Origin of the sequence: Nonomuraea basaltis (assembly GCF_005893125.1) — a bacterium.
GTDB lineage: Bacteria > Actinomycetota > Actinomycetes > Streptosporangiales > Streptosporangiaceae > Nonomuraea > Nonomuraea basaltis.
The window spans coordinates 1-10,711 of the sequence record NZ_VCJS01000328.1 but is presented as its reverse complement, the minus strand read 5'-3'; the positions used below and the strand labels follow the sequence as shown (position 1 = coordinate 10,711).

General features: G+C 69.8%; 9 protein-coding genes and 2 pseudogenes. 6 read left to right on the top strand and 5 right to left on the bottom strand.

Going from position 1 to position 10,711, the window contains the following annotated elements:
* Positions 1-320, bottom strand: a 320-nt coding sequence (locus EJK15_RS63605; protein ID WP_138719973.1) for a YigZ family protein, incomplete at its 3' end; no start/stop codon positions are given.
* Positions 321-402: 82 nt separating this feature from the next.
* On the opposite strand from EJK15_RS63605, the gene EJK15_RS72180 reads away from it, so the two are divergent.
* On the top strand, positions 403-786 hold the full coding sequence (locus EJK15_RS72180; RefSeq protein ID WP_171075312.1) for a hypothetical protein: 384 nt from the start codon (positions 403-405) through the stop codon (positions 784-786).
* A 215-nt stretch (positions 787-1,001) separates the two neighbouring features.
* Here EJK15_RS72180 and EJK15_RS75825 read toward each other — a convergent pair.
* Positions 1,002-1,061 (bottom strand): annotated as a pseudogene (locus tag EJK15_RS75825) (hypothetical protein); the annotation flags it as partial.
* Here EJK15_RS75825 and EJK15_RS73825 point away from each other — a divergent pair.
* The gene (locus EJK15_RS73825; RefSeq protein ID WP_206062106.1) at positions 1,041-1,745 is read left to right on the top strand and encodes a VOC family protein; all 705 of its coding nucleotides are present in this window, start codon (positions 1,041-1,043) and stop codon (positions 1,743-1,745) included. The pseudogene EJK15_RS75825 and the gene EJK15_RS73825 sit on opposite strands and share 21 nt — an antisense overlap.
* A 44-nt stretch (positions 1,746-1,789) precedes the next feature.
* A complete protein-coding gene (locus EJK15_RS63585) occupies positions 1,790-2,749 on the top strand; it encodes a S1C family serine protease (protein WP_138719972.1) in 960 nt (319 codons plus the stop codon).
* On the opposite strand, the gene EJK15_RS63580 is transcribed toward EJK15_RS63585, so the two are convergent.
* From EJK15_RS63580 to EJK15_RS76945, 3 genes are all read right to left on the bottom strand, one after another.
* Positions 2,730-4,109 carry a glycosyltransferase family 4 protein gene (locus EJK15_RS63580; protein WP_138719971.1) on the bottom strand — a complete coding sequence of 460 codons (1,380 nt, stop codon included), beginning with the start codon at positions 4,107-4,109 and terminating at the stop codon, positions 2,730-2,732. The two genes, EJK15_RS63585 and EJK15_RS63580, sit on opposite strands and share 20 nt — an antisense overlap.
* A 157-nt stretch (positions 4,110-4,266) precedes the next feature.
* Complete coding sequence (locus EJK15_RS63575; RefSeq protein ID WP_138719970.1) at positions 4,267-7,377, bottom strand: S41 family peptidase; 3,111 nt, start codon at positions 7,375-7,377, stop codon at positions 4,267-4,269.
* A gap of 108 nt (positions 7,378-7,485) precedes the next feature.
* On the bottom strand, positions 7,486-7,608 hold the full coding sequence (locus tag EJK15_RS76945) for a hypothetical protein (RefSeq protein WP_276615586.1): 123 nt from the start codon (positions 7,606-7,608) through the stop codon (positions 7,486-7,488).
* A gap of 630 nt (positions 7,609-8,238) precedes the next feature.
* On the opposite strand from EJK15_RS76945, the pseudogene EJK15_RS75820 reads away from it, so the two are divergent.
* The 3 genes and pseudogenes from EJK15_RS75820 to EJK15_RS63565 form a co-directional block, all read left to right on the top strand.
* Positions 8,239-8,518 (top strand): annotated as a pseudogene (locus EJK15_RS75820) (IS200/IS605 family transposase); the annotation flags it as partial.
* A 6-nt stretch (positions 8,519-8,524) separates the two neighbouring features.
* On the top strand, positions 8,525-9,802 hold the full coding sequence (locus EJK15_RS63570; RefSeq protein ID WP_240778006.1) for an RNA-guided endonuclease InsQ/TnpB family protein: 1,278 nt from the start codon (positions 8,525-8,527) through the stop codon (positions 9,800-9,802).
* Between the two features lie 112 nt (positions 9,803-9,914).
* The coding region (locus tag EJK15_RS63565; RefSeq protein WP_138719969.1) for an IS5 family transposase at positions 9,915-10,711 on the top strand (797 nt) is incomplete at its 3' end.

Here is a 10,711-nt window from a genome sequence, read left to right as displayed (position 1 = left end):
GCCCCCAGCAGGACGCCGCCGAAGTAGCGGGTCACCACCGCCACCACGTCGCTGAACCCCCGGCCCACCAGGGCCTGCACCATCGGCGTGCCCGCGGTGCCGCCCGGCTCGCCGTCGTCGTCGCCCTTCTGCACGCGCTCCCCGATCACGTAGGCGGTGCAGTTGTGGGTGGCGCCTGCGTGCGCCCGCCGCCGCGCGGCGATGAACGCCGCCGCCTCCTCGACGGTCCGCGCGGGCGCCACGGCGCAGATGAAGCGCGATCGCCGTACCTCGGTCTCGTGCTCGGCGACGGTCTTGAGTGTGAGGTACGGGGCAGGCACATTCGACAGGGTATGCCCTCGCCGCCGGAACCTTCCGGGCTACCATCACGTTCATTCCATCGAGACCTCGGGGAGGGTCCTCATGGACACTGCGAACGACGTCATGCCCTTTGTCACCGTGGCGATCGGCGCCTACGGCGTGAGCGTGCTGGCCAAGACCGGCGAGCTGGCCGCCGACACCCCCGTCGCCCGCGGCACCCGCATCCTGCAGCGCGTGTTCGGCCGCGGTGACGCCTACTCCAAGCGGATGATCCAGCGGGTGGCCGAGGCCAAACCGGACGACGCGCCCAGCCACGCGGCGTTGAAGCTGGCGATCTTGGAGGCGTTCCAGGCCGATCCACACCTGTCGCGCGAGGTCGCCGCCATGCTGCCCCGGGCCTCCGGGGATCGGCCGGTCGCGGTGGGCGGCGCCGGCAGCGGCGTGATCGTCACGGGGAACGATCCGAGGATCGACGCGCCCCGCTGAGGCGCCCTGACGCCGGCGCGTCCACGGCCAGGATCAGGAACTTCGGCGGCCCGGCGACGAGGAACGCCACGAAGAACACCGGCCTGCGCCGCATCCGGTGCGTCACCGCAGCGGCCACCAGGCTGCCCCGGACTGCGGCCGGCGTTGGTGTCCCCCTCCACGAACCCGGCGGGGCAGAGCCTGCGCAGGTGATGGCCGGCGGTGCCCGAGTTCACGCCGAGCCGCTCGGCCAGGCGGGTGGCGGTGGACGGGCCGTGCTTGCGCAGCAGGTCCACGAGCTGCACGCGGATCGGGTGGGCGAGCTGTTTGCCATCTCTTTTTCCCGGGGGTGTCGTATCGGCAGAGCCGCCGATCGTCTTCCTGGTAAAGGCGGCAATCGAGAGATGGAGCGCATCATGAACCCGACGCTGAACGTGATCGACATCGTGGTGTCCGACCTGGACGCGACGATCGCCTTCTACGCCCGGCTGGGCCTGGAGTTCAAGATCGACCCGAGCACCCCCGAGCACGCCGGCTGCGACCTGCCGAACGGGCTGCACCTGATGCTGGACACCGAGCCGTTCCGCACGCCGTACCTGCCCGGCTGGAGCGCGCCGCCCGCAGCTCGGGCACCACGGCCCGATGCTTCCGACCACCAGCCAGACGAGCAAGGCTCCCGGGATGATCAGGCACAGCGCCATCCCGATGGTCGCCGCGATCCCGGGGCGCTCCGGCGGCTTGGCGGATTCCTGCTCCGGCGTGCGGGCCGCGGCCTTGCTCGATGGCCGGTTGACCGCACCCCCAGGAGAGTGCCGTATCCGTGTCGTGTTCTTCCGTGTGCGGGCCACACCCCCACATTGGACGCCGGCAATGGGAAGTCGCTTGTGATCGACTGGCGCGACGGCTGGCGGGCCTCGCCAGTAGCCGCCTTCTGCTCAGCTCGGCCACGGCAGGCGTCGGCGGTGTGCCCTTTCCGCTGAAGTTGGAGTTAGTGTGTAAGCAAGTAATCATCCTGGAGGTCTTGATGGCCGACCCCCTCGACGCCTACTCCCAGGTCGTCTCCTCTGTCGCCTCCCAGCTCCTTCCGAAGGTCGCCGCCGTCCGCACACGGGGCGGCAGCGGCTCTGCCGTGGTCATCGACGCGAACGACCTCTCGCCGGGCCGCACGTTCACACACAGTTCGCCGAGTTTCCTGCTGACCAACGCGCACGTGGTCGGTTCCTCCCGCGCCGGCACGGTCGCGTTCGCCGATGGCACCTCGGGCGACTTCACCGTGGTCGGCCGTGACCCGCTGTCGGATCTGGCGGTGATCAGGGCGCAGACGGCCACGCCTGAGCCCGCCCTGCTCGGCGACAGCGACGAGCTGGTCGTCGGGCAGCTCGTGGTGGCCGTGGGCACCCCGCTCGGGCTGGCCGGGTCGGTGACGGCCGGGGTGGTCTCCGGCCTGGGCCGGTCGCTGCCCGCGCGCAGCGGCGCCAACATGCGGCTGATCGAAGACGTCATCCAGACCGATGCCGCGCTCAACCCCGGCAACTCCGGCGGGGCGCTGGCCGACTCCCATGCGCGGGTGGTCGGCATCAACACGGCCGTGGCCGGGATCGGGGTGGGGCTGGCCGTGCCGATCAACAGCACGACCCGCTCCATCATCGCCGCGCTGATCAGGGACGGCCGGGTCAGGCGGGCCTTCCTCGGGCTGGTGACCTCGCCCGCGCCGCTGCCCGGGCAACTGCGGCGGCGTACCGGGCAGGACGGGGCGCTGCGCGTGGTCGAGGTGGTGCCGGGCTCGCCCGCCCACCGGGCCGGGCTGCGCGCCGGCGACCTGGTGCTGAACGCGGGCCGCAGCCCGGTGGACGACGCGCAGAGCCTCCAGCGGCTGATGTTCGCTGATGCGATCGGGCGGCCGCTGCCGATCACCGTCTACCGCAACGGCGCGCTCGTCGACGTCATCGCCGAGCCGGTGGAGCTCACGAGCTCTGGGGTGTGACGGCAGAAGAGCCGGGTGTCGCCCCGGGAGACGGCAGCGCCTCGGCGGGCGCGCCGTCCGCGGGCGCCTCGGCCGATGGCGGGGCGGACGCCGGGCTCTGGGGTCTGACGTACGTGCCGTCGCGCCGGGCCAGCAGCTCGGCCAGCAGCGCGTCCCACCTCTGCCCGATCACGTCCACGTCATAGGTACGGGCCGTCTCCAGCGCCCGGGCGGCCAGGCCCCGCCGCAGCTGCTCGTCCTCGATGACCCGGATGATCGAGGCCGCCAGGTTGGCGTTGGTGCGCGGCTTGACCAGCAGCCCGTCCACCTCGTTCGTGATCATCTCCTTGGGGCCGTGCGGGCTGTTGAAGCTGACGATCGAAAGCCCCTTGGCCATGGCCTCCAGGATCGTCATCGGGAAGCCCTCGTGGCGCGAGCTGAGCACGTAGATCGACGCCTTCTCCAGCTCGGCGCCCACGTCCGGGGTTGGTCCCGGCAGCTCGACCTGGTCCTGGAGCCCGGCCTCCACGATCTGCCGCGCCAGGTTCTCCTCCTGCGGCCCCGCGCCGAAGATGCGCAGCTTCCAGTCGGGGTGGGCGGCGGCGACCGCCTCCCACGCGGTGATGAGCCGGTGGTAGCCCTTGATGCGGGTCATCCGGCCGACCGTGATGGCGACCTTGGCGTCCAGCTTGGACACCCCGCCCGTCATGGGGGGCACGGCGTTGGGGATGCGGGTCAGCTTCTTCGGCTTCTTCGGCAGCGTCTCACGGTAGTCGCGCAGGTCGGCCTTGGTGAGAGTGACCAGGGCGTCGAGGCGGCGGTAGCGCCACTTGATCAGCTCCTGCATCGGCTGGGCCTGGGTGCGCAGCGCCACGTGCTCCTGCCCGATCGTGATGACGCTGGGCGGGGCTAACTGGGCCATCGCCAGGTTGAGCCCCGGGCGGGTGGCGATGAGCACGCCGGTGTCGAGCGAGCGGATGTAGCGGGCCAGCTTGAGATCGGTCCACAGGTTGAACCGGTGGTAGGCGGACTCCTCCTTGGGGATCAGCTTGCTGGGCATCTTCGACAGCACCGCGCGCAGCGGGTCGGGGCTGGGATTGAGCCGGTCGTCGAGGAAGCGGAACCTGACACGCGGGTCGATCGGGAAGAACGGCTCCTCGGCCTCCTTCAGAACGCTCACGATCTCCACGTCGTGCTCCCTGGCCAGGTAGCTCGCCAGGTTGAACACGGTCCTGATCGTGCCGCCCATCCCGTTGGCGTGCAGGAGCAGGATGCGGACCTGTTTGGTCGAGGGCGGCGGCGCGTTCCGCAGCCTGCGCCGGTTGTACCCCCGATAGAGCCGGACCGCAGCCGACTTTCCCTTGCGTGCCAGTGCGCGCACTTGAGAGGTCCCCCTTAGGACGGAAGAGTCAACAACACACGTGGCCGGCGGGAAGGGGCATTCCCCTGCCACCGGCCATTGTCTCGCTTCGGCGGAGTGCACCATTCATCCCCTGTGCGCTTTCCCCACCTATGATCTTTAGACGCCCGAAGGGTGACTAAGGTTGCATGCCCGGCCGGTGCCGTGGATCGGGAGTGTGCGGGGGCCGCTCGGCGAGCAGGTCGAGCGCGACGTCGATGGCCCGCTCCAGCTGCGTGTCGACCCCCCTGGCGTAGTCCTGCGGGGTGATGTCGACCTCGATGTCGGGGTCGGTGCCGTAGTTCTCCACCTGCCAGCCGACGTCGTCGAAGGCGAAGGAGAACTCCGGCTGCGTCGTCACCGTGCCGTCGGCCAGCTGGTGCCGCGGCCAGATGCCGATCACGCCGCCCCACGTGCGCCTGCCGACCAGCGGGCCCAGCTTCAGCACCTTGAACGTGTGGCTGAAGATGTCGCCGTCGGAGCCCGCCCACTCGTTGGTGATGGCCACCAGGGGCCCGCGCGGCGACTCCGGCGGGTACGGCTCCGGCGCCCCCCACCTCGGGTAGTCGTAGCCGAGCCGGCGCCTGGCCAGCTTCTGCAGCAGCAGCGCCGACACGTGGCCGCCGCCGTTGAAGCGCACGTCCACGATGAGCGCCTGCCGGTCGTACTCGGCCAGGAACCCCCGGTGGAACTCGCCGAACCCGTCCGCGCCCATGTCGGGTACGTGCAGGTAGCCGACCCGGCCGCCGGAGCGCTGGTGGCACTTGGCGCGGTTGAGGTTCACCCAGTCGCGGTAGCGCGCGGGCTGCTCGTCGGCGAGGGCCCGCACGGTGACCGCGAAGACCCGCTCCTCGCGGCGCAGGGTCAGCTCGACCTCCTCGCCGGCCTGGTTCACCAGGCGCTCGTCCGGGGTGGCCGCCACGCCGATGGGCGCGCCGTTGATCGCCAGGACCGCGTCGCCGGGACGTACGTCGACACCGAGCCGGTTCAGCGGCGAGGTGGCCTTCGGATCCCACGGGTCGCCCGTCACGATCGCGCGGATGCGGTAGACGCCGTCGCGGTAGTCCCAGTCCACGCCCAGTTTGCCCTGGCTGTAATCGGGCCCCGGCCGGTACTCGCCGCCGCTCTCGAAGGCGTGGCTGGTGGCCAGCTCGCCGTGCAGCTCCCACAGCAGGTCGGAGAACTCGCCCCGGGTCGTGATCCGGTCCACCAGCGGCTGGTAGCGGTCGTACACGGCCGGCCAGTCCACGCCCGCCATGTCCTCGGTCCAGAAGTTCTCCCGCTGCAGCCGCCACGCCTCGCGGAACATCTGCCGCCACTCCGCCTCCGGGCGCACCGACACCTTGATGCGCGACAGGTCGATCCAGCCGCTCTCGCGCCCCGGGGGGTCGTCGTCGCCGTCCGGCGCCTCCGCCGCCTTGACCACGCGCAGCCGGGCGCCGGCCCGGTAGAGCAGCGTCTTGTGGTCGCGGCCCAGCTCGAAGTCGGTGACGCCGTCGGCGAACGTCTCCTTCTCGCCCTTGGCGAAGTCGTACAGATGCAGCGTGTTCTCGCCCTCCGTGTGGCTGGCGAGGATCAGCGCCTTGCCCTTCAGCCCGGCGATCCGCTCGTAGCGGCCCTCGGGCAGCGGGAACGCGGTGACGCGCCGGGCCAGCCCGGCCACGTCCACGCGCAGCGGCTCCGGCTCGTCGTCGTCCTCGTCGTCCTTGTGCTCCAGCGGGCGCTGCCCGGGCACGAACGGGTCCGGCACGTCCTCGCGCAGCGCCACCGCGTACAGGCGGGTGCCCAGCGGGAAACCCAGGTCGAACTGGAGCTCGTCATAGACGGGGGAGAAGGTGCGCTGGCCGATGAAGTACAGGTAGCGGCCCTGCGGGTCGAACGCCGGCATCGAGTCTTCCAGCACCGGCTCCGTGGCCTGGACCGTCAGGCCGGTCTCCGGGTGGTGCAACTTGATCGCGCTGGTCTGGGCATTGAGCGGGGAGGCGTACGCCAGCCACTGCCCGTCGTGCGACCAGGCGGGGTCCTCGGGCGGGCCGTGCGGGTTGGCCTCGACCAGCGCCGCCCGCCTCGTGGCCAGGTCGAGCAGGTGCAGCTCTTCGCGGTGGTTGACGACGGCCACCCGGTCGTGCGCGGGGTCGGGGACGAGGGCGTTGATCCGGCCCAGCCTGGCGACCTCCGTGCCGGGGCCGCCTTCGTGGTCCTCGAGGATCACCAGCCGCTCCTCGTCGCCGTCGTCGCTGGCCGCCGCGATCAGCCTTATGCCGTCGTTGAGCCAGGTCAGGAACCGGTAGCGGACGCCGTCCGGCGCGCCGTGCTGGCGTACCGGGCCCTCCCAGCCGGCCATCGCGTACGCCTTGCCGCGTGCCGTGATCGCCAGCGCGCTGCCGTCGGGGCTGAGCGTGGCGCTGTCGAGGTAGTCGGCGGCGTCGACGAATCTGCGGTTGCGCTGCGTGCGCGAGCTGGCCAGCCGCACGTCGAGCCGGCGCGCCCGCTCGCCGGGGTCCATCAGGTACAGGACCGCGCCCGCGTGGTAGACCAGCCGGTGCCCGTCGCTGGACAGGTTGCGCGCGTAGTAGTCGTCGTGGTGGGTGTGCTTGCGCAGGTCCTGGCCATCGGGGGCGCACGAGTAGACGTTGCCGACGCCCTCGTGGTCGGAGATGAAGCACACCCGGCCGTCGCTCCAGCACGGCGAGGCCAGGTTGCCGGGCAACCTGATCAGCCGCCGGAACTCACCGTCGCCGCTCGGGTCGATCCACAGGTCGCCGACCGTGCCGCCGCGGTAGCGCTTCCAACGGGCCGGGTCGGCGGTGTTGCGGCCGAGCACGATCATGCCGTCCGGGCCGTACGCGATCGAGTTCGCCGGGCCGTACGGCAGCCGCTCAGGCACGCCGCCGGGCGCCACCCGGTGCAGCCACTTGCGGCTCTCGAACGGCTGGGACTGGTCGCTGGCGTACAGGATGCGCCCCTCGGGGTCCCAGCCGGTCACCGTGCAGCGGGCGCCGTGGAAGGTCACCCGGCGGGCCGCGCCGCCGTCGGCCGGCATGACGTACACCTCTTCGGGGCCCTCCTCCCGGCCGACGAACGCCAGCTGGTCGCCACGCGGCGAGATGCGCGGATAGCCGGCCTCGGCGAGCCCGGCGGTCAGGCGGAAGGCCCGTCCGCCCTGGGCGGAGACCATCCACAGGTCGTCCTCGGCGGCGAAGACGACCACGTCCTGGAAGACGGCGGGAAAGCGCAGGTAGGCCGACATGAGACAGCTCCACGATCGATCCGGCAGCCGAGGGCCCGGCTCCCCGGCTGTCAGATCATGTCACCCGTGCGGGCGGGCGGCCCGGGCCGCCCGCCCGCTGGTCGCAGGTCATCCCTCGTCCGAAGGCTTCCTGTCTTCCTTCTTCGTCTCCTTGGCCTGCCTGTTGCTCTTGATGGCCTGCTTCTTCGACTTGCCGGACTTGGCGGTCGGTTTCTTCTTCGTATCTGCCATGGAAGATTCCCCCCGTACGGATGAGATGTACCGGATTAGTACACCAAGCTCGTTACTACCCATCTATCTCCGATATCCGACATACCGCCTATCGGGTGGGGCGGTCGCCGGACGGCTCCGACCACCACGCGCCCTCGCCGTGCCCCAGCCGGTCGATGGCGCCGGTCTCATGCAGCCTGCAGTGAGGCTGATCTTGCCCGCGTCTACGTGCGCAACGATGCCGATCGTAGATGCTGGGCGCGGGCCGTGCGCTTCAGCCGTGGGGGTAAGCCTGGCGCGGGAAGGCGTGCTGGCCGGCTGAGCGTGTAGTAACGGAGAGAAGTTGCAGCGTCACGCTGTGTCTCGGTAATGTAGACGGTGGTCGAACAGGTGAGTGATAACCAAGCTCGCTAGTTCGTCCGCTCTTCACCGCCGGGAGGGCGGAACGCGCACTACCCAGACCGGGTGTGCGCGTTGGGGCGTGGAAACCCGCGCAAGCGGGGCCGGAAGGTGAACCGCCAAGCAACAGCGTCGCGACCATGTGCACAGCCGCACGGTTGGGATGGCTGAAATCCCCGGGATTCATCCGTGGGGGAGCGCTTCAAGTTGAGGATGTGCATGCGTGCGTGCTCGAGCCCTCGAGAATTCCATTACGGCAAGTGGGTGCTGGCCGGGGTTGTAGAGCTGCTCACACAACTCATCCGCGAGGTGATTGAGGAGAAGGGGCATGGCTGGTGGAGTTGGACGTTATGCCTGACCACGTCCGACTGCTGATCGAGGTGGATGCCAGGACAGGATTCACAGGCTGGTCAAGTCCGTCAAGGGCCGTTCCTTCCGCGTCCTGTTGTGGACCAACTCCTACGTGTGGCTGGTCGGCGGGGCGCCTGTGGATGTCGTCCAGCGGTATATCGAGAACCAGAGGAACTGGTGATCGCGGATGCTGACCGGACGCAAGTACCGCCTTGACTTAACACCCGGGCAGGATGATCTTGCTGAGCGGATCGGCGGAGCATGCCGGAGCGTGTGGAACACCGGCCTGGAGCAGCGCCGTATCTACCGTCGGCGCGGCGGCTGGATCGGCTATCACGACCAGGCGCGTCAGTTGGTGGAGGCCAAAGGCGAGTTCGAGTGGCTGGCCGAGGTGCCAGGCCACTGTCTGCAGCAGACGTTGATCGACCTGGATCAGGCGTGTGCCGAGCACGGCACGTGGAAGGTCCGTTGGAAATCGAAGGTCAACAATCCGCCGTCGTTCCGGTTTCCCGAGGGCGGGAAGATCGCCATCGAGCGGTTGAACCGGCGCTGGGCGCGGGCCAAGCTGCCCAAGCTGGGCTGGGTCCGCTTCCGGATCACCCGACCGCTCGGTGGGACCGTCAAGAACGCCACGGTCAGCCGAGACGGTAAGCACTGGTACATCAGCTTCCTCGTCGAGGATGGAATCACCCCGCCTGTGCGGCACGCCCATCCCGGCTCTGGGGTGGGGATCGATCGTGGGGTGGTCAAGGTCGTGACTCGCTCGGACGGTCGCTTCCACCACCAGGTGTTCGCTCGTGATCGGGAAGTGGAGCACGCCAAGAAGCTCCAGCGGGACTTCGCCCGGACCACAAAGGGATCGGCCCGGCGCAAGAGGGCCGCCGGGCGGGTCGCCGACCTGGCGCGGAAGGTCCGCAGGCGCCGGGAGGACTTCGCCGCCAAGACCGCCCACAGCCTGGCCATCGGCTTCGAATTGGTCGTGTTCGAGGCGCTGGCGACCAAGAACATGACCGCCGGTGTCGAACCAAGGCCGGACCCCGAGCGGTCGGGCGCGTTCCTGCTCAACGGGGCGGCGAGCAAGTCCGGGCTGAACCGGTCCATCCTGGACAAGGGATGGCACCGGATCGAGGTGGCCATCCGTAGCAAGGCCCGGTACACGGGCACCCGCGTGATCACCGTCAGCCCGGCGTACACGAGTCAGACGTGCAACGTGTGCACGGTAGTGGATCGGAAGTCCCGCAAGAGCCAAGCGGTCTTCTGGTGCACCTCGTGCGGACACACCGAGGACGCCGACGTGAACGCCGCCAAGAACATCCTCACCGCCGGGAGGGCGGAGCCCGCACAACCCCGACCGGGTGTGCGGGCTGGGGCGCGCAAACCACGCACCCGCGTGGGCCGGAAGGCCCCGCCGAGCAACAGCCACCGCGCGGACGGAGCCCGAACTGGCAGAAATCCCTTGATTTAGCTTTAGAGGTCACGCGGATAGGTCGCACGCGCCGGGCGACGACGTAACACAGGCACGGAGCCTCAAGATCACATAGTTGTCTACGCTGCGTAATCTCCGATGAGGATCATCCGTGCCTGTCCTGCCATCATGGCTTGCCGAACCGCTGTGGGTCCAGTTCGAGGCCCTGCTGCCCGCGCGCCCCGTCTACGACCCCGCCCATCCACTGGGCTGCCACCGGCGGCGCATCCCGGACCGGGTCGTGTTCGACAAGCTCCTGCAGGTCCTGCGGTTCGGCTGCTCGTATGAGGCCATCGCCGACACCACCGGCTCGGCCACCACGATCCGCGCCCACCGCGACGAGTGGATCAACCTGGGCGTCTTCGCCCAGCTCAAGCAGATCTCCCTGGAGGCCTACGACCGGATCGTCGGCCTGCTGCTGGAAGAGGTGAGCGTCGATGGGTGCATCACCAAGGCGCCCGGCGGCGGCGAGGCCGCCGGGCCCTCCCCGGTGGATCGGCGCAAACTCGGGATGAAACGTTCGCTGCTGGTCGAGGGCTACGGCATCCCGCTGGGCCGGGTACTGGCCCCGGCCAACCGCCACGACTCGCCCCTGCTGGCACCCACCCTCGATCTGCTGGACGAGCTCGGCCCGCTGCCCGACGACATCACCGTTCACCTGGACGCGGGCTACGACTCCGGCAAGACCCGCGACTTGCTGGCCGGCCGCGAGCTGACCGGCGAGATCGCCCTTAAGGGCATCAAAGCCCCGGTGCAGGCGACCCGGCGCTGGCATGTGGAGTGGACCAACGCCTGGCACAACGCCTTCACCCGGCTGGCCCGCTGCTACGAACGACGCGCCCGGGTCGTCGAGGCGTTCTTCGACCTGGCCGATACGATCATCACCGTCCGTAGCCTGATCCGTCGCTC

Coding starts and splice junctions, on each gene's coding strand:
- EJK15_RS72180 (WP_171075312.1), top strand. CDS start 403: ATGGACACTGCGAACGACGTCATGCCCTTTGTCACCGTGGCGATCGGC.
- EJK15_RS63585 (WP_138719972.1), top strand. CDS start 1,790: ATGGCCGACCCCCTCGACGCCTACTCCCAGGTCGTCTCCTCTGTCGCC.
- EJK15_RS63575 (WP_138719970.1), bottom strand. CDS start 7,377: ATGTCGGCCTACCTGCGCTTTCCCGCCGTCTTCCAGGACGTGGTCGTC.
- EJK15_RS76945 (WP_276615586.1), bottom strand. CDS start 7,608: ATGGCAGATACGAAGAAGAAACCGACCGCCAAGTCCGGCAAGTCGAAG.
- EJK15_RS63570 (WP_240778006.1), top strand. CDS start 8,525: ATGCTGACCGGACGCAAGTACCGCCTTGACTTAACACCCGGGCAGGAT.